The organism is Paenibacillus sp. EZ-K15 (genome assembly GCF_002573715.1).
In the GTDB taxonomy this organism is placed as follows: Bacteria; Bacillota; Bacilli; order Paenibacillales; family Paenibacillaceae; genus Paenibacillus_AQ.
The window spans coordinates 736215-755498 of record NZ_PDHM01000012.1; the positions used below are offsets into that span (position 1 = coordinate 736215).

Consider the following 19284-nt stretch of genomic DNA (forward strand, 5'->3'; position numbering starts at 1 on the left):
TTTACCCGGAATGTTCAAAACCCGCAACTTCTGGTATGCTGTTAATTAGTCTGGAGGAAAGGGATTTTATCGAAATGAAATTTGCCGTATTGGATTTTGAAACCACGGGCAACCAGTCAGCAGATGAGATCATTCAGGTTGGACTGGCCATCATCGAAGAGGATCGAAGCATCTCCCGCGTATACGGCACCTATGTCAATCCCGGGATTCCGATCCCTCCTTTTATTACCGGTTTGACCGGCATTTCCGACAGTGATGTAGCGAATGCTCCGTCATTGGAAGAAATGATGATGGAACTCGTGCCCATGCTCGACGATGTTGTATTGGTTGGGCATAATGTCGCTTTTGATTTTAACTTTTTGCAAAATGCACTCGATCGCTGCGGCTATTTACCGTTCAGCGGCCGAATTCTAGATACGATGCACTTCTTAAAAATATGTTTTCCCTCGCTGCCTTCTTATCAGCTCGGGATGGTCTCTTCTCATTTCGGTCTGGAGCATGACCGTCCGCATCAGGCGGACAGCGATGCGCTTGCCACAGCCTATGCGCTGCTGAAATGCCTGGAGGAGATCGATGAGCTACCTCTGCTTACCGTGCAGCGGTTAAGCGACCTGTTTGCCGACGAGGACAGCGACCTGGCCTGGTTCTTTGACGGCATCCGTGCTGACAGGGAGTTTCAGGCTGTACAAGCCGGAGACACCCATACGTACTATCGTCAATTTGCCCTGGCCGTTGACGATTGGAACGATATTGCGCCTGTCAGGGATGAGTCGGAGCCTAATCCGCTGGCGGATGTAAGCTTTGAGCAATACATGAATGATGTCCGTGAACGCCTAAAGGAAACGCTGCCTCATTATGAGAGCAGGGATGCCCAGGACATGATGTTTCAGGAAGTGATGCAGGCCCTGGATGACAATAAACATTTATTGATCGAAGCCGGCACGGGAACAGGCAAATCCCTCGGGTATTTGCTGCCGTCGATTTATCAAAGCGTGAAGCAGGAACAGAAGGTTATGGTGAGCACGCATACAATCAACCTTCAAGAACAGCTGCGTGACCGGGATATTCCCCTGCTCACCCAGGTTGTTCCTTTTCCTTTTAAAGCGGCTATTTTCAAGGGAAGAGGCCATTATTTGTGTTTGAGAAAATTTGAACATAAAATAAATAGAAGAGATTTTCATTCCCCGAAGGAAGATGTGATCACCGCGGCGCAGATGCTGGTCTGGCTGACCCAGACGGAGAACGGGGATGATGAAGAGCTGAACTTTGGCGGTCGCGGAGGGGATTTCTGGGAAACGATCTCCAGCGATTCGGATTCCTGCCTTGGCCGTGCCTGCCCATGGTTCCGCAAATGCTACTATCACAGGGCCAAACATGAAGCGGGCATCGCGGATGTTGTCATTACGAACCATTCGAAGCTGTTCACCGACGTAAAAGCGAATCATCAGCTGCTTCCGAGTTATGAGCGTCTCGTTATTGACGAAGCGCATCATCTGGAGGACGTCGCCGGCAAGCACCTTGGCTTGCAGATGAAATATTTTTCGGTTGTCCATACGTTGACCCGTATGTACAAAGACAGCCGCAGCGGTCAGCTTCCGGCTCTTCGCCAGCTGCTGCAAGCATCATCGCATGAGAAGGCTGTCGAGTGGTCCTCCATCATAGACCGGATTTATCCGGATCTGATCACCGCAAAAGAGAATTGGGACCGGCTCAGCGATCAATTGTTCGGACTCCTTCCGGAACGCGGAGACGCGACTCCGGGGGATGCCGGTCAATTCTCGCTTCGCTTATCGCCTCTGAAGAAGCCGAAGGATTGGGATTCGCTGGCCGAGCTGGAGCATCAAATTCATGTGACGCTGGGCGATGTCGTTCGCAAGGGTGACAAGCTGATCGCCGAGATGAAGGAAGATCTGGACGACTACAGCGCGGACAGTTTGTTAACAGACCTATCGGGTCTGTTTAAGGACCTGGCCGCACACCGCGAGGACCTGAGGTCCTTCATGGCTCTGAATGATGAAGGCACGGTATACTGGATGGAGGCTAACGGGAATTTCCGCGGCAAATCGCTGCAGCTTTATGCAGTGCCTGTCGATGTAAGCACCCACTTGAAGGAATTGTTTTTTGACAAGAAACAAAGCGTGATCCTGACATCGGCGACCTTGTCGGTGGACAAATCGTTTCAGTTCATGATCGAGAACTTGGGTCTTCAGGAAGCGGCAGATAGCGGCAACCTGAACACGGTTCTGCTGCCGTCCCCGTTTAATTACAGGGAGCAGGCCCTCCTTGTCGTGCCGCGCGATTTTCCGAGCGTGAAGGGCTCGGTCGGGGATGCACTCTTTGTGAATACACTTGTGCAATCATTGGCCGATACGGCAATCGCTACGCATGGCCGCATGCTTGTGCTGTTCACCTCGTACCGCATGCTGCGTCAGGTGCACGAGCCGTTGAAGGAGGCGCTGGCATCCAGCGATATTACGGTACTGGGACAAGGGATGGACGGAACCAGCCGTACCAAGTTAATCCGGAGATTCCAGGATAGCAGCGCTTCCGTCTTGCTGGGTACCAGCTCCTTCTGGGAAGGGGTAGACATACCCGGTGAGGCGCTCACTTGCCTTGCGATCATCCGGCTGCCGTTCCAGCCGCCGAATCATCCCTTGGTCGAAGCCAAGAGCGAATTGCTGCAGCAGCAGAAGAAGAACCCGTTCATGAAGCTTTCGGTTCCGCAAGCGGTCATTCGCTTCAAACAGGGATTTGGCCGACTGGTGCGGACCGCGCAAGATAAGGGGATTGTCATCGTCTACGATACCCGGGTCATTGAATCCTATTACGGGAAATATTTCTTATATTCTTTGCCGGGGCCGAAGATGGAGCACATGCCGACAGAGGGGATCGTTCCCCGAATTTCGGAATGGCTGCAGGAAGAGGCAGGCGTAGAGAACCAAGCTGAATAAAAGCGAAACAATGAACGAAATGATCGGTCACAAAAAAATGTAGTTATTAACCTATTATTAGGGGGAGCATGAATGAAATCGGAAAAAATTTCGGAAGCCGTGGTCCGCAGATTACCTGTATACTTGCGCTATTTGAATGAGCTTCAGAAAAGGGAGGTCTCCACGGTTTCCTCCCAGGAACTGGGACAAAAACTGGACCTCAATCCTGCTCAAATTCGTAAGGACCTAGCGTATTTCGGTGATTTTGGACGGAAAGGGATCGGATATGACGTATCTTATCTGATCGAGAAAATTCGCCAGATTCTAAAGCTGGACCAGAAGATCAATGTCGCATTGATTGGGGCCGGTAATCTTGGACATGCATTATCGAATTACAATGCATTTCTGAAGGACAATATGAAGATTGTGGCGGTTTTCGATTCGTATTCTCCCAAAGTTGGTATGAAAATTAACAATTTGGTTGTACAGCCGATGGAGGAACTGGAGAAGACGGTTCATGAGTACGGCATTCGTATCGGGATAATCACCGTTCCGGATTTTGAAGCGCAGAATGTAGCAAATCAGCTTATCGCTGCAGGCATCGAGGCTATCCTGAATTTTGCGCCAACCATCCTGAAAGCCCCATCCCATATCCGGATTCATACGGCTGATTTTACTACGGATTTGCAGAGTTTGGCCTATTATTTGGATAACGGCAAGGAGGATGCAGCACATGACGACAACGAAGTGGATGGTTAAGAACGGAACGTTTGCGGTACTAGAGGAAGGAAGATCCGTGCTACGCGGATATATGGTTGTGGAGAATGACCGGATAACCTACCTAGGTGAAGAAGAGCCAACCGTCCAAGAGGGAACAGAAGTTATCGACGGAACTCATCTGTTTTTCCTACCTGGGTTGGTGAACACGCACGGACATGCGGCGATGTCGCTGCTCCGCGGTTATGGCGACGATCTGGCACTGCAGGTATGGCTTCAGGAAAAAATGTGGCCTATGGAAGCCAAATTCACGGCCGACGATGTATACTGGGGAACCGCACTCTCCGTGCTGGAGATGATCAAAGGCGGAACCACGACGTTTGTGGATATGTATGATCATATGGATCAGGTTGCTAAGGTTGTACAGGACTCAGGAATGCGCGGCGTTCTGACACGCGGTGTGATTGGATTATGTCCGCCTGAGGTGCAGCAGCAGAAGCTGGATGAGGCGGTTGCATTCGCAAAAGACTGGCATGGCAAGGCTGACGGGAGAATTACGACTATGATCTCGCCGCATGCACCTTATACATGCCCACCGGATTTCATCGAAAAATTCGTTCAGGCATCCCATGATTTGAATCTGCCTTTGCATACGCATATGTCCGAAACGGAAACGGAAGTAGCTCAGAATGTAAATGACTACGGACTTCGCCCTGTTGCCCATTTGGAGAAGCTTGGCATGTTCTCCCGGCCAACGCTGCTTGCGCATGCCGTCCATCTGACCGATGAAGAAATCGAAATCCTGGCCAAGCATCAAGTTATGGTGTCGCATAATCCAGGCAGCAATTTGAAGCTTGCCAGCGGCATTGCACGCGTGCCTGCACTGCTGAAAGCCGGGGTCACCGTGTCATTGGGTACCGATGGACCTGCGAGCAATAATAATCTGGATATGTTTGAAGAGATGCGTCTGGCGGCATTGATTCATAAAGGGGTAAGCGGGGATCCTACCGCAATTCCTGCATCCGAAGCGCTTCGGATGGGTACAGAGTATGGAGCCAAGTCAGCCTTCCTTACGGATATCGGTACGCTTGCGGTAGGTATGAAAGCAGATATGATCGCACTGAACACGGATCAGGCGCACTTCCTTCCGAAGACGGATTACATTTCTCATGCTATCTACTCCGCAAGTACGAAGGATGTTGAGCATGTATGGGTTGACGGTAAGCAGGTAGTAAAGAATGGCGCGAGTCTTACTCTCGATGAGGAACGTATCCGCCGGGAAGCGCAGCGTGCCTTTGAGCGTCTTACAACCCTCTAGGGAATAATCAAGGGGAGCGAGGAAGACGGAATTGAAGAAAAAAACGAAGTGGATATTGCTGAGTGTGTCCAGCGTGCTGCTGTTACTGCTTGGTCTACAGCTCTATTATTCATATGTTATGAAAGATACTTGGAATGAAGAAAGAATGGCGATTGTTGCCGCCAAACAACATGGCCAATTGGTTACGTCCGGGAAGACCTATAAATCGGTGTGGGGCGAGGATAATAACTATTGGGTGGTAACCGGGAAGGATCAAGACAATCAAGATCGTATGGTATGGGTAAAATTTACGGATGACAACGTACCTGTTGAAGGTGCTGACGCTGTCCAGTCCGTTTTATTGAATACGGGGATGTCAGAAGCCCAAATGCGGGATCAGATCTATAACGAATTGCCTGGAGTGGAAATTAAGCGGTTGCTGCCTGGAATGTATGAGGGCGAGTATGCATGGCAGCTGCAGTATGAACACAACGGTCAGCGCGGCTATCGGTTTTATCGTTTTCAAGATGGTAACACTATCGGGAATGACATTATTCTTCCAAATCAATAAAAATGTAGAAGAGAGGCGCCCTTTAATATTCATTGGGCGCCTCTCTTTTCCTTTAGTAATTGTAAGCGCATTCAGAAAGAATATGGAAAAACTGTTCTAAATATTTTCACAGACATGCATGAAAAAGTATATAAGATGTGATATACTCGTACTTGTACAAAAAGAGCATACAAAATACATGCATCGCAATATATCGTTGTTATATGTATTATTGTGTCATAGAATGATAGACAAAATTTCATATAGGAAATGAAGGAGGAACTTCATGAAACTACGCATTGTACCTATCATGCTGACTGTCGTGATCTCAGCATCGGTTCTCTTTGGCGGATGGTTTCTGTATCGGCAGATGGCTTTGCAGAACCCGCTGGCAAATGTTGTGTCACAATATGACGGCGTGAAGGATTCTCATATAGATATTAAACAGAATACCGTTACTTTGAATCTTGATTTGGCTCCGGATACGAATTTACAAGGCTTGGTTCAGCATATTAAGAAGGAAGGCAAGTCTGTGATTGGTAAGCGGGAATTGAAAATCCAGGTGGAGGACCATTCCTCGGAAGCACTGGATCAATGGTGGGAGAAGGCGATGCTGTCTGTCGCTGAAGCGATGGACAATAAGCAGTATACCGATATTCAATCATCGCTTGAGCAGCTTGCTGATCAGTCGCCGAATTTGAAAGCAAAGGCAACGATTGATGACACCCATGTCTATGTCAGCTTGTCAGACGGCAAGTCTGGTAAATTTATAATCTTGCCGCGTCAACCTGGCAAAATGGAGGTGTGGAATCATGCCTAAATTAGCTAAAGAAGTCATGTTAGGCTTTATTCCCGTTTTGTTGGTATTCCTAGTGTTTGTCGGCGTGAACATCGTGCCCTTGCTCATCGCTGCAGCACTTGTAGGCGGCTTGTTGTTTATTGCTAAGATGAAGGGCGGCATCGCTGTAGGCGCAGGGAATGAGCGCAAGCGGAAAAAGAGCGGACCTGCCAAGCTGACGTTCGAAGAAATCGGCGGGCAGGATAATGCCAAGCAAGAGCTGCGAGAAGCATTGGATTTTCTGATTCGTCATGAAGACATTAAGAAATTCGGCATTCGTCCGTTAAAGGGCATTCTCCTCACCGGGCCTCCGGGAACAGGGAAGACGTTGATGGCGAAAGCCGCTGCCCATTATACGGATTCGATTTTTGTCGCTGCATCCGGCAGTGAATTTGTTGAGATGTATGTCGGTGTTGGTGCAGGTCGGATCCGGGATTTGTTCAAGGATGCCCGGAACCGTGCGGCAAAAGAAAACAAGCAAAACGCCATCATCTTCATCGATGAGGTTGATGTTATTGGCGGTAAACGCGAAGGTGGCCAGCAGCGAGAGTATGACCAGACGCTGAATCAGCTGCTAACCGAGATGGATGGCATCTATTCACAGGATACTCCTCGCATCCTGGTTATCGCCGCAACAAACCGGAAAGAAATGCTGGATAGCGCACTGCTGCGTCCAGGTCGATTCGACCGTCATATTCAGGTGGATCTGCCGGATAAGAAGGGGCGCACCCACATCTTGAATCTGCATGCGGGTAATAAGCCGCTGCATGAAGATGTTGACCTGGAGAAAATCGCCGAGGAAGCTTACGGCTTCTCGGGTGCACAGCTTGAGAGCGTCATGAATGAAGCTGCCATTTATACGATGCGTGAGAATGGGCAGTTTATCCATCAGCGTCATTTGTCCATGGCGATTGACAAGGTCATGATGGGTGAGCGTTCTGATCGCGAATCGAATTTGGAAGAGAAGAAGCGCGTTGCCATCCACGAATTGGGACATGCAATCATGGCAGAGCTTGTGCGTCCCGGCAGTGTGAAACAAGTTGCCCTCAGCCCGCGTGGTAAGGCACTTGGTTATGTTCGTCATAACCCGCAGGAGGAGCAATATCTGTACACAAAATCCTTCCTGGAAGAGCAAATTATGATCGCGCTTGGCGGTGCGGCCGCCGAAGAGATCTTTTACGGGGGGCGAAGCACAGGCTCAAGCAATGACTTTGAGCAATCGCTGAACATCGTGGAGACGATGATGAAGTCTGGTTTGACGTCGCTGGGCATTGTTAACATGAATATGGTAACAACTGAAGAGTTAATGAAAGAGAATAATGTGATTCTGGAAGAGTTAATGAACCGCACCAAGAATCTATTGGAACAGAAACGGCCAATATTCGACAATTCTCTCGATATCCTATTAAAGGAAGAAATCCTCTCCGGGGAACAATTTCGTTGTCAATTTCGTGAAAACGCGCTTTTACCAGCATAAATTGTTATGCTGGTTATTTTTTTTTACTTTTTTGTCGTGCTAAGATATTATTATACTTTGTGCTCTGAAAATGTATTTTTCGACAAATGGGGTACAATAAAGTATAGAGATAAGGAAAGGGTGGAGTAGAAACCATGTACTTCAAAAAAATCGGCGTTGTAGGCGGCGGGACTATGGGGCAGGGCATTGCGGAGATGCTCGCAGCCAAAGGTCTTGACGTACTGCTCGTAGAGAAAACTCCAGAGAAACTGGACTATTCATACCGAATGATCGAGACCAGTCTAGATAAACAATTGGAGAAGTGGGGAATTACCCAGGCAGAGAAGAAACTTATACTGAACCGGATTCAAAAAGTAACTCATTTTGCCGAGCTTAGCACCTGCGATATGGTGATTGAGACCATAATAGAGGACTTGGAAGCGAAGAAAGAAGTATTTTCACAGCTTGATCAAGTATGTCCGAGCCATGTGATATTAGCAAGTAATACATCCACGCTTAGTTTGACGGAGCTCGCCAGCTCTACCAAATATCCTGAGCGTGTTATTGGCATGCACTTCATTCATCCTGTTTCCAAGGTAGACCTTGTTGAAATCATCCGCGGCTTGAAAACTTCGGAACATACGTTTACGGAAACGAAACGCTTTGTTGAAGAAGTTTCGGATAAAAAAGGCATCATGGTGTATGAGTCTCCAGGTTTCGTTACAACCCGCATGATTACCCTCATGATCAATGAAGCGATGCATCTGCTGCAAGAAGGCGTGGCTTCGGCGGAAGATATCGATGACGCGATGAGAATCGGATATAACTTCCAGCATGGACCGCTTGAGATGGCCGACCGTTTCGGCCTGGATTCCATTCTCGCTGCGCTCGAACGCATGTTCCGCGAGTACGGCGAACTGAAATACCGTCCATCGATTGTCTTGAAGAAACTGGTCCGCGCAGGGCAACTGGGCGTCAAAACCGGAGAAGGCTTTTTCAAGTACGATAAGGATGGTGACCGGGTATGAATATTCTCGTAATTAATGCAGGTAGTTCTTCACTGAAGTATCAACTGTACAATATGACGGATGAATCCGTATTGGCAAAAGGCTTGGTTGAGCGGATCGGTATGGATTCCTCGATTCTGACGCATAAGCCGACGGGAAAACAGGATGTTACGGAAGTCAGCGAAATTCTGGAGCATACCACGGCGATCCGCAAAGTGCTGGGCATGCTTACAAACGAGGAGCACGGTGTGATCGATTCTATCGAAAGCATTCAGGCGGTTGGACACCGCGTAGTGCACGGGGGGGAATCTTTTAAAGAATCCGCGCTCGTTGACAGTGATGCCAAAGCGGAAATCCGTCGCTTGTTCGATTTGGCTCCGCTGCACAATCCCGCATCGATGATGGGGATTAAGGCAGCAGAAACCAATATGCCGGGCGTTCCGCAGGTCGTTGTATTTGATACGGCGTTCCATCAGACGATGCCGGAGAAATCATACCTGTACGCTATTCCGAGAGTACTTTATAATAAATATAAAGTACGTCGTTACGGTGCGCACGGTACGTCCCACGCCTATGTCAGCCAGGCAGCGGCAGAATTCCTGAACAAGCCGCTGGAGGATCTGAAGATCATTACCTGTCATATCGGTAACGGTGCTTCCCTGACAGCAGTAAAAGGCGGGGAATCCATCGATACTTCCATGGGGATGACCCCGCTTGAAGGGCTCATGATGGGTACGCGCAGTGGTGATTTGGATCCGGCAATCGTACCGTTTGTTATGAACAAGGAAGAGCTGACCGTCAATGAAGTGAACTCTATGCTGAACAAGCATAGCGGACTGTTGGCGATTTCCGGAATCAGCAGTGATATGCGCGAGATTACGGAAGGCATGGAAAAAGGCGATCCGAACTCCACGTTAGCTTTTGAGATGTATGAGTATCGTGTTCGTAAATACATCGGGTCTTACGCTGCTGCCATGAATGGCGTGGATGTCATCGTATTTACAGCGGGCGTCGGCGAGAATTCGATCGTCCTTCGTCAAAGAGTGCTTGAGCAGCTTACCTATCTCGGAGTAGAATTGGATGAGGAGCTGAACAGCATTCGTTCCGGCGAGCCACGCCGTATTTCTGCGGCAAATTCGAAGGTCGAGGTACTTGTGATCCCTACCAACGAAGAACTGGTTATTGCTCGGGATACGCATCGTATCGTACAAGCTTCCAACCGTTAAATAGTAGTGATATAAGGGAGAGATTTAAGCATGGCCACCAAAAGTGTGATTCGTAACGTCAACCAGCATGTCGGTGAGACCGTCACGATCGGCGCCTGGATCAACAACAAGCGTTCCAGCGGGAAGATTCAATTCCTGCAGCTTCGTGATGGCTCCGGATATATCCAGGGTGTTGTTGTGAAGAGCGAAGTATCCGAACAAGTATGGGATGACGCGAAAAGCCTGACACAAGAAAGCTCTTTGTATGTGACGGGTGTTATACGTGAAGAGCCGCGGAGCCAATCGGGTTATGAGATGACGGTTACCGGCATTGAAATTATACATCTTACGGAAAACTATCCGATTACGCCTAAAGAGCATGGTGTCGATTATTTGATGGACCATCGTCATCTGTGGCTTCGTACACAGAAACAACGTGCGATCATGGTGATCCGTGCTGAAATTATCCGTGCGGTTCAAGATTACTTTGATACCAACGGATTTACGCTTGTGGATCCGCCGATTTTGACCCCAACTTCCGCGGAGGGTACAACCAACCTGTTCCACACGAAGTATTTTGATGAGGATGCCTATTTGACCCAGAGCGGACAGTTGTACATGGAAGCTGCCGCCATGGCGCTCGGTAAGGTATACTCGTTCGGGCCGACGTTCCGTGCCGAGAAGTCCAAAACCCGTCGTCACTTGATCGAGTTCTGGATGATTGAGCCAGAGATGGCCTTCACAGACCATGAGGAGAGCCTTCGCGTGCAGGAGCAGTTCATTAGTCATGTGGTGCAATCCGTGGTTAAAAACTGCCGCCAGGAGCTCGAAACGATCGGTCGCGACATTTCGAAGCTGGAGGCGATCCAGGCACCATTCCCGCGGATTACGTACGATGAGGCTATTGAATTCCTGCATACGCAAGATTTTGATATTCCTTGGGGTGAAGACTTTGGCGCGCCACACGAAACAGCTATTGCCGAGAAGTATGACAAACCGGTCTTTATTACGCATTACCCGGCGGGAATCAAGGCTTTCTATATGAAGCCGGATCCGAATCGTCCGGAAGTCGTACTTTGTGCGGATATGATCGCTCCGGAAGGTTATGGCGAGATTATTGGCGGATCGCAGCGGATAGACGATCCACAGCTGCTTGAAGAGCGCTTCAAGGAGCATGATCTGTCGATGGAAACCTATCAATGGTATATGGATTTGCGTAAATACGGCACCGTGCCTCATTCCGGCTTCGGTTTAGGTCTTGAGCGTACCGTTGCCTGGATTTGCGGCTTGGACCATGTGCGTGAAACGATTCCGTTCCCACGGACCCTGTACCGGTTGTATCCGTAAGCCGTGAGAGGTAAGTCTATGGACCACGACGGTAACGTGGACACGGATGTGAATGGCTGGACGGCCGGCGCCGCTGCCGGCATGAGCCAAGGAATGGCGATCATTCCTTATGCCTTGCTCCGGCATTACCGGTCACTTGGGTTAAGCGACCGTGAAGCCATGCTGGTGATCCATTTGATTGGTTATCAGCAGGTGGAGTTCAAGACGTTTCCTTCGCTGGAGGAGCTTGCGGAAGTGACGGGGGCTCCCACCGGATTCATCGCTACCAGCTTGCAGCGCTTGATGAAGGTAGGGCTGATCGGAATTGATGAGTATGTGGACGAAACACAGGGGATTCATTACGAGCGCTACAATCTCCACGGATTGTATGAAAAGCTTGCTTCGTGCCTGGCTGAAGAGCACAAGGAAAAGACCCCTGATGGAACCAAGTTTGCGTCTCCGCTGTTGAATGCCCGTCCTGCTACCGACAAATCAACTGCATCGGGGAATCCCGTTCCTGAGAAGGAAGAGCGGAATTTGTTCACCATTTTCGAAAAAGAGTTTGGACGTCCGCTATCGCCCATGGAGCTGGAAACGATCTCCGGCTGGGTTGATGCGGATCGCTATCCGGACGAGTTGATCCTCTTGGCTTTGAAAGAAGCGGTGTTTGCGGGCAAACTGCATTTCCGCTACATTGACCGGATCCTGCTTGAATGGAGCCGCAATCGGGTGCGTACCGCACAGGATGCCAAGGCCTATACGCAGAAATTCAGAAATATCGGAAGATAGATGAGAAGCACGTCCGCTACGGGCGTGCTTTTTTATGTGTAATATCTATTCTATATATAACGCAGTTTAAGTCCCATGATTAGCAGGAGACCGTCTCCGAATTGGCGAATGGATATAGTTGCAGCACGGCTAGAAGGGGAGTTGGAAATGAGATATAAAGCGATTATTTTTGATCTGGATAACACGTTATTAGATTATAGTCAGAGTGAAAGGACATGTATGCAGCAGGCCCTGGAGCACTACCGGCTGCATGAGGAACTGACGTGGGAGGAATTCTGGAGCACGTTTGGACCGATTAATTTTAATTATTGGATGAATCGAATTCAGAACAATCACGATATTAGGCAGGTGCTGGAGCATTCCTTTACGGATACCTTCCTGAGATTGAAACGGGAATTTCGTCAGTTCCGGGAGATTTCGGAAACCTACTGGGGGTTGTTTTGCAGTTCCAACCATATGGAGCCGAATGCCGATCTTATTTTGGAACACCTTCATGGCGATGTTGCGCTAGGGGTGATATCTAACGGCATTGGCGAAGCACAGCGTAAACGCCTGACAACAGGAGGATTGTTTCATTATTTTGACTCCTTTATCATTTCGGATGAGGTGAAGTGCTGGAAGCCGGACCCGGGAGATCTTTGAACTCGCTTTGCAGGAATTGGAGGTAGGTCCGGACGAGGTGCTGTACATAGGGGATTCGCTTACGGATGATTATGAAGGAGCAACGAGATCAGGAATTGATTTTTGTTATTATAATCGTCGGGGTGCCGTTTTAAGTGATCATCATCGACCTGATTATACGATCAGGGATCTCCTGGAAATTAAGGATCTGGCTTAGGAATCATCTTTGAAGGAGAATGATCGAATGAGATACAATCATATTCTATTTGATTTGGATGGCACTTTGACGGATCCGCGTGAAGGCATTACGAAAGCCGTGAAGTACGCACTCGGTAAACATGGGATTAACGTAAGTGATCTTTCCGAGCTGGAATGTTTTATCGGTCCCCCGCTCCAGGCGACCTTCACCGAGAAATATCATTTTAGTGAGGCCGAGGCATGGGAAGCCGTTCTTAGCTACCGTGAATATTACAAGGACACCGGTCTTTATGAAAATGAGGTATACGGCGGCATACGCGAATTATTGGATTTGCTGTTATCCCAAGGGCGCCGCTTGTATGTTGCTACCTCCAAACCTACGGTTTTTGCTGAAACGGTTCTAGAGCATTTTCAGCTTTCCGCTTATTTTTCCATGGTGTGTGGAAGCGAGCTGGACGGCACCCGGTCCGCCAAGACCGAAATCATTCAACATGTTCTGGATACGTGCCGTATTCAGACGCCTGGAGCCGTTATGATTGGAGACCGAAAGCATGATCTGATTGGAGCGCGGAACTGCGGGATACACAGCATCGCTGCAGGCTATGGTTATGGTTCCGAGGAAGAGCTGGCGGCATGCCAGCCAACCTATTGTTTCAAAACCGTGGAGGAGATGTTTCGGTCGTTTGCCAGCTTAGCGGTTTGAAATCGGCTTGTAGATGAGACAGATCACTTCGATTTTTCGCGTAACATCGGTTATAATGGTCATAACCAGTCGGAATGTCATAATTTGTGAAGGGAGGGGCATGATCATGAAGGGAAGATTGACAGTCAGCTCTATGCAAAGTCTATTTGATGAACAACGGCGGTTGTTTGCATGGAGCGATGAGAAAGTTACCGCCTGATTACCTCGTGTAGAGAGGCCGTTTATCTAATGGACTTTGCATCCTTAAAACCTTTATTTTAATTTTAAGGAGCAGAGCTACCATGAAATATATAAACGCGGATATTATACTTCCAGAGGAACTGTTGAAGGAAGTACAGAAATATGTACAGGGCGGGATGGTGTACATCCCTAAACCTGAAGGATTACGCAAGAAATGGGGAGAAAACTCGGGCAGCCGGGTGTATTTGAAAAAAAGAAACCTGGAAATCCGGCAGTTGTTTGCGTCGGGCGCTACGATTGACCAGCTTTCTTCTCAATTTTGTTTATCCTGCGATTCCATCAAGAAAATCGTATATACCAAAAACAAGTAATGCAAAGTCACATTGGACTGATTCTGATGTGGCTTTTTCTTATGTATAAAAGTCATTTTAAACCAATCGTTATATAGAAGTGCAGATGCTGAGCAATTATAATCATTTAAGAACGTTCAAACCCATAGAGCAGGTGAGTTCATGAATGATTTTTTTCAATTTGATACAGAAGAACAACGCTGTGCGCTGCTCGCAAGAGCCAAGAGGGTTGCGATATCGGCACTTCAGCAATATAACCTGAGATGGGTTGAGATTGAATTTATCGGTATTTCGGACACGATTACATATCAAGTTAGGACAAACTTAGATGAAACATACTTGTTGAGAATTCATTCGGATCGACGGTCCAGTAATGAAATAGACCTGGAGCTTCAATTCCTGGATGCCCTTATTACCGCACGTATCAAAGTGCCGTCAGGTATAACCACTCCAAATGGATTAAGATTGTTGAAAATCGGTACGGAGCATGGATTCAGATCTCCTTATGTCACCGTGATGAAGTGGGTGGATGGTGTGCATGCCCATGAAAGACTTACAGAAGATCAAGCATATCAGGTAGGTGTCTTGATAGCCAGACTACATGAAGTGGCACTTGGCTTCGAAAGTTCTTCTGATTCCCGGAGACCCATATGGGGGATGAACAGCTATAGAGAAGCACTCGCCAAGTTGGAGCGATATGCAGGAACTTTTTTGTCAGAAGTCTCGTGGTCACTGTATCAACTCGCAGCTGAAAAAGTTTTAACCCAGCTTGATCAGATGAACGCTGATGATTGCAATTATGGCCTCATTCATGCCGATTTACATCTGGGGAATGTGGTGTTTGAAGGTGGCCTTCCTCACCCGATTGATTTCGGTAGGTGTGGCTACGGTTTTTTTCATTACGATCTGGCAGCGGTCATGTTGTCACTTGTTCCGAACCAACGATTTAAAGTGCTACAAGGATATGAAAGCGTGCGGAAGTTGGGCTCGGATTATATTCAGTCTCTGGAGTGCTTTTTCATCATGATCATGATGGAGAATTATAGCCACCATGCCTCTAATCCAAGAGAGACAGAAAGTCTGAAGAGTGAGCAAATCTATGCGCTAGCCTATATCCGTGAATATTTAAGCGGGCGCCCGTTTCTGCTGAATGTGGTGGAGCCATTAGAAATAGATGATAAACCAATCTCTAGTTGATCCGGTCATTATAGAAGGGTATCATGATATCATAATACGCGTTACAGAATGGGTGAGAAAAGCTTGCAAGTAACGAATCGCCCAGGTGGATTTATCACCTGCTTCATCATCATGATTGCCACCATCGTATGGGTTCAATGGACTTCATTCCTTCTATCCATGGCGTGGGGAATCGGACTGATCCTGTTGATATATACTTTGTCCAAGCTAAGAAGCTTACGAAAGATATCGATTCAAATAAGAGACACGGCCATAGTGGCGCTTATCATGGTGATAGGTTATATACTTTATCATTCTTTCGGTGAAATCATAAAAAATGGATTAGCAGGGCACGATGCCTGGGCCATCATACTATCGAGGTTAAGCCTGTTTCTATTTGTACTGCCGTTTGCGCTCGCGGCCATGTTGACGAAAGAAAAACCGTTATACCTCGCCATAGGTTCATGGGGGAAAACGATTTATTTTCCATGGATATTCAAAGGCCCGGTTAAGGATCCAATCTGGCGATTCATGCTTATTTTCCTGGTTGTCATCTGTTCCATATTTTCATTCTTTATTGACTGGGGACAGCCGCAATTTCTCGTTCTTATCGGTTATGCACTATCATTCGCGCTGATCAATGCCGTCCTTGAGGAGCTGTTATGGCGCGGATACATACTTAGTCATTTTGTAAGTGGATTTGGTGAGCTGAAAGGACTCGTCATCGCCGGGGTTACCTTTGGTTTATACCATTACCACCTAGGTTTTTCGTGGTCGGTTTGTCTGCTGTTTTCAATCTTTGGTATCATGATGGGCGGCGTGGCTATTCGTTCGAAAGGTGTAGTTCCTGTGATGGTTATGCATTTTGTGATGAATGTTCTATTTGTTCTTAGCGGCATGATCCTGTAACTTTCCAAAGGGCGTCGATAGACGTTCTTTTTTTGTTTTACGGTATGGGTAGACTATGGGACAGGCTATGTTGGTCTTTTTTTAGATTATCCAAAATTTTTTTCGAAAAAAGTGCAGGGGCAGCTTTCAAAGCTGACGTCTATGTATTTGGGAAGGAGGGGAGAGTTATTGATGCTGAAACGTTAATCACGCGCATCCTGCAAGGGGATCAAGAAGCCTTTCGGGAACTGGTGAACCATTACAGCCAGCACGTGTTCCATACGGCATACTCGGTCCTGCGGGATGCCAAGGAAGCGGAAGATGCGTCGCAGGAAGTGTTTATTCAAGTATACAAAGCTCTCCCCCAGTACCGATCTGAAGGGTTTAAAACCTGGATTACACGCATCACGCTAAATAAAGCGATTGATATGAAGAGGAAGCTTTCCCGTAAACCGCCGGAGCAGCTGCACGGCGAACATGATGAAGTGCTGGATAAACTCCCTTCCCGGGACGAAGACGTGGTTTCTCTGCTCGTACATAAGGAGAGAAGAGAGGAACTTCGAGAGAAAATTAAACAATTGCCGGACAATCACCGTGCCATTATAACGGCTTTTTATTTGGAAGAGAAAAACTACGAACAAATCGCAGTCGAGCTGGATGTCACGGTCAAGACGGTGGAATCGAAATTATACCGGGCCAGACAATGGATTCGGAAATCGTGGAAGGAGGAGGAATGGAAATGAACGTAAAGGGTAACGAGCTTAAGATGCTGACAGAACGATATGTTAGAGGAGAAGGCTCGGCAGAAGAACGGTCTTCTTATGAAGAGCTCATGTTATCGGATGACAGCGTGCTGGAGATCTATACGCAGGTACTGGCGGAGCTTGATTCCGAACTCCCTAGCCTCTCAGACGCGGAAGCATTTACGCAGCAGGTGGTGGAACACGAACAAATTAAGCCTTACACCCATAAAGCACCGCTGCGGATTCAGGAACGTCCGAAGCGATGGTACGAACGCGCGATCGTTCACTACACCATTGCCGCTTCCATTACCATGCTGTTCCTCTTCACCGGGGCATTTGACCGACTTCTTCCCGGCGATATGAACAGTGAGGTTCCATTGTCCGAAACACCTTCCTACAGTAAACAATGGGTGGAAAAAACAACCGGCTGGCTTGACCAGCTATTATCACGATAAGAAAAATGAAAGGAAGATGCCTTGTGCAACCGCAAAAAAGTAAAGGGTTTGCCTTTATATTAAATATCCTTCCGGGCCTCGGCCATTATTATTGGGGGAGAAAGGGACGCGCCCTGCTATATCCGTTCTTGTTCTTCGGTGGCTTGTTCGGCGGATTTGTGCTCGGGATCATGACGGCTTCCGATACGGTTTTTGCGCTCGGAATTCTCGGAGCATTAATGATCTGGGGGATTAGCATGCTCGACCTGCTAATTGCCTTAATCCGATATACGCCTGTAACGATTATCCACGATGAATATGGACGGCCGATGGAGATTCGCCAGGAAAAGAGTGATGAGTCTGAACGCTTTTATACCATACTGCTGTCCTTCATTCCCGGTTTGGGGCATTTTCAACTGGGATTGATGCAGCGCGGGTTGTCGTTCCTGATCGCATTCTTCGGGCTTGGGACGATTCTGCTATTCTTGACAGGCTTGACTCACGAATCGGTATTCCTGCTGTTTCTGGGCATGCTGCCCATCATTTGGCTCTATTGTATGTTTGATGTGGTTCAGCTGGTTCACCGCAAGCAAGCTGGAGAATTACTTATCGATCGCACGCTGTTTGATGAGCTCGAGAGCGGCCGGGAGAGCGGACGCCGGAGTAAAGTGTTTGCCACCTTGTTATCGGCCTTTCCCGGAGCGGGTCAAATGTATTTGGGATTGCAAAAACGCGGACTGCAGCTCATGGTCCTATTTCTTGGCAGCATCTATGTGCTGGATGTACTCAAGCTGTCGCTGTTCCTGTTCTTGATTCCGCTGATCTGGTTTTATGCATTCTTTGACGGTCTGCAGCAAGTAAGCCGTTACGGCAGGGAGCCGCTGCGCGATCGACCGATCATCTCAGGACTTGGGAATCAGCAGCGCTGGCTCGGGCTTGGACTGCTCGTACTCGGTGTCTATTTCGTATTTACCAGCGTGGTGATGCCTTATATCGATACACATTTCCCTCATTTGCAGCTGGATTACCGCATTCGTTCCTATTTGAAGACCGCGATTATCGCCGTACTTCTCATCGGAGGTGGAATCAAGCTGATGACTGGCTCGAAAAAGGATGCATTGAGAGGAGGGCGTTCATATTATGATACCGACAACGAATGATATGTCCATTCATGATCTGGGAAGCCCTCCATCGAAATCTGCACGTCAATGGAGAGTGGGTACACTCTCGATGGGACTCTCCTTGCTCGTGCTTGGCTTGCTTGTCTTGTCCTCCGCCTGGAAAGGCGTAGAGGTGTACACTTCCGCCGCAAGATGGTGGCCGATCGTATTTGTTCTGTTAGGTGCCGAGATCGTCAGCTACTCGCTGATTTTTCGGAGACGCGGTTGGGTCAAGTATGATATATTCAGCATTCTTCTCATCGGTTTTCTGGCCTCCTGCTGTATCGGTATAGGAGCGCTGAGTGCGACGGGTTTACTGGATCAGATTCGCCGTGAGACGATGTCCGTGCAGCAAGCGATTCCGTTACCGGATCAGAAGATAACAATCCCGGACGGGGTTAAAAAAGTCATTGTTCAGGGCAGTTACAACCACAATATCCAACAGGATGCTTCGAGTTCGAATGAGATGCTGATTTTTGGCAGCCTGCGGACGGAAGATATCAAAATGTGGAGTACGACCGAGCTGCCGTCTATGATTCAGATAAAACAGTCGGGAAACATTCTATATGTCCAGCTGAATGATCCCCCGCGCTATACTTTTCGGGGATCCTTCTCACAACTTGATATGACGTTATCCGTGCCTTCTGCAGTTAAAGTGATCATTAGAGATTGATCACGGTCTAATCAATGAAATGATATGGAACGAGATATGGAGG

The 19284-nt window shown here is 48.1% G+C and carries 20 protein-coding genes; all 20 read left to right on the plus strand.

Going from position 1 to position 19284, the window contains the following annotated elements; translation table 11 throughout:
* The first annotated feature begins 74 nt into the window (after positions 1–74).
* The 20 genes from dinG to CRG97_RS11635 all read left to right on the plus strand — a co-directional run bounded on the left by dinG (position 75) and on the right by CRG97_RS11635 (position 19241).
* Positions 75–2951 carry an ATP-dependent DNA helicase DinG gene (dinG, locus tag CRG97_RS11545; RefSeq protein ID WP_098743049.1) on the plus strand — a complete coding sequence of 959 codons (2877 nt, stop codon included), beginning with the start codon at positions 75–77 and terminating at the stop codon, positions 2949–2951.
* A 72-nt stretch (positions 2952–3023) separates the two neighbouring features.
* Positions 3024–3689: a redox-sensing transcriptional repressor Rex gene (locus tag CRG97_RS11550; RefSeq protein ID WP_076320998.1), complete on the plus strand. Its 666-nt coding sequence runs from the start codon at positions 3024–3026 to the stop codon at positions 3687–3689.
* A complete protein-coding gene (locus CRG97_RS11555) occupies positions 3664–4965 on the plus strand; it encodes an amidohydrolase (protein WP_098743050.1) in 1302 nt (433 codons plus the stop codon). The genes CRG97_RS11550 and CRG97_RS11555 overlap by 26 nt, the downstream gene beginning before the upstream one ends.
* 31 nt (positions 4966–4996) lie before the next feature.
* Complete coding sequence (locus CRG97_RS11560) at positions 4997–5515, plus strand: cell wall elongation regulator TseB-like domain-containing protein (RefSeq protein ID WP_098743051.1); 519 nt, start codon at positions 4997–4999, stop codon at positions 5513–5515.
* Between the two features lie 265 nt (positions 5516–5780).
* Positions 5781–6314 (plus strand): hypothetical protein, encoded by a 534-nt coding sequence (locus tag CRG97_RS11565; protein WP_098743052.1) that lies wholly within the window; start codon positions 5781–5783, stop codon positions 6312–6314.
* On the plus strand, positions 6307–7809 hold the full coding sequence (locus tag CRG97_RS11570; RefSeq protein WP_098743053.1) for an AAA family ATPase: 1503 nt from the start codon (positions 6307–6309) through the stop codon (positions 7807–7809). The genes CRG97_RS11565 and CRG97_RS11570 overlap by 8 nt, the downstream gene beginning before the upstream one ends.
* A gap of 134 nt (positions 7810–7943) precedes the next feature.
* Positions 7944–8816 carry a 3-hydroxyacyl-CoA dehydrogenase family protein gene (locus tag CRG97_RS11575; protein WP_076321003.1) on the plus strand — a complete coding sequence of 291 codons (873 nt, stop codon included), beginning with the start codon at positions 7944–7946 and terminating at the stop codon, positions 8814–8816.
* Positions 8813–10021: an acetate/propionate family kinase gene (locus CRG97_RS11580; RefSeq protein ID WP_098743054.1), complete on the plus strand. Its 1209-nt coding sequence runs from the start codon at positions 8813–8815 to the stop codon at positions 10019–10021. The genes CRG97_RS11575 and CRG97_RS11580 overlap by 4 nt, the downstream gene beginning before the upstream one ends.
* Positions 10022–10051: 30 nt before the next feature.
* Positions 10052–11347: an asparagine--tRNA ligase gene (gene asnS / locus CRG97_RS11585; RefSeq protein ID WP_076321005.1), complete on the plus strand. Its 1296-nt coding sequence runs from the start codon at positions 10052–10054 to the stop codon at positions 11345–11347.
* Between the two features lie 18 nt (positions 11348–11365).
* The gene (locus CRG97_RS11590) at positions 11366–12115 is read left to right on the plus strand and encodes a DnaD domain-containing protein (RefSeq protein ID WP_098743055.1); all 750 of its coding nucleotides are present in this window, start codon (positions 11366–11368) and stop codon (positions 12113–12115) included.
* Positions 12116–12262: 147 nt separating this feature from the next.
* A complete protein-coding gene (locus CRG97_RS33995) occupies positions 12263–12757 on the plus strand; it encodes an HAD family hydrolase (protein ID WP_272914359.1) in 495 nt (164 codons plus the stop codon).
* A 7-nt stretch (positions 12758–12764) separates the two neighbouring features.
* Positions 12765–12953 (plus strand): HAD family hydrolase, encoded by a 189-nt coding sequence (locus tag CRG97_RS34000; protein WP_272914360.1) that lies wholly within the window; start codon positions 12765–12767, stop codon positions 12951–12953.
* Between the two features lie 27 nt (positions 12954–12980).
* Positions 12981–13637: an HAD family hydrolase gene (locus tag CRG97_RS11600; RefSeq protein ID WP_098743056.1), complete on the plus strand. Its 657-nt coding sequence runs from the start codon at positions 12981–12983 to the stop codon at positions 13635–13637.
* A 281-nt stretch (positions 13638–13918) separates the two neighbouring features.
* Complete coding sequence (locus tag CRG97_RS11605; RefSeq protein WP_071218363.1) at positions 13919–14188, plus strand: CD3324 family protein; 270 nt, start codon at positions 13919–13921, stop codon at positions 14186–14188.
* 141 nt (positions 14189–14329) lie between these two features.
* Positions 14330–15364 carry a phosphotransferase enzyme family protein gene (locus tag CRG97_RS11610; RefSeq protein ID WP_098743057.1) on the plus strand — a complete coding sequence of 345 codons (1035 nt, stop codon included), beginning with the start codon at positions 14330–14332 and terminating at the stop codon, positions 15362–15364.
* A gap of 63 nt (positions 15365–15427) precedes the next feature.
* The gene (locus CRG97_RS11615) at positions 15428–16252 is read left to right on the plus strand and encodes a CPBP family intramembrane glutamic endopeptidase (protein ID WP_098743111.1); all 825 of its coding nucleotides are present in this window, start codon (positions 15428–15430) and stop codon (positions 16250–16252) included.
* Between the two features lie 230 nt (positions 16253–16482).
* The gene (locus CRG97_RS11620; RefSeq protein ID WP_237566355.1) at positions 16483–16974 is read left to right on the plus strand and encodes an RNA polymerase sigma factor; all 492 of its coding nucleotides are present in this window, start codon (positions 16483–16485) and stop codon (positions 16972–16974) included.
* A complete protein-coding gene (locus tag CRG97_RS11625) occupies positions 16971–17429 on the plus strand; it encodes a hypothetical protein (protein ID WP_098743058.1) in 459 nt (152 codons plus the stop codon). Before CRG97_RS11620 ends, CRG97_RS11625 begins: the two co-directional genes overlap by 4 nt.
* Positions 17430–17452: 23 nt before the next feature.
* Positions 17453–18568, plus strand: a complete 1116-nt coding sequence (locus CRG97_RS11630; protein WP_098743059.1) for a hypothetical protein — start codon at positions 17453–17455, stop codon at positions 18566–18568.
* Positions 18549–19241 carry a hypothetical protein gene (locus CRG97_RS11635; protein WP_098743060.1) on the plus strand — a complete coding sequence of 231 codons (693 nt, stop codon included), beginning with the start codon at positions 18549–18551 and terminating at the stop codon, positions 19239–19241. The genes CRG97_RS11630 and CRG97_RS11635 overlap by 20 nt, the downstream gene beginning before the upstream one ends.
* The last annotated feature ends 43 nt before the right edge of the window (positions 19242–19284 follow it).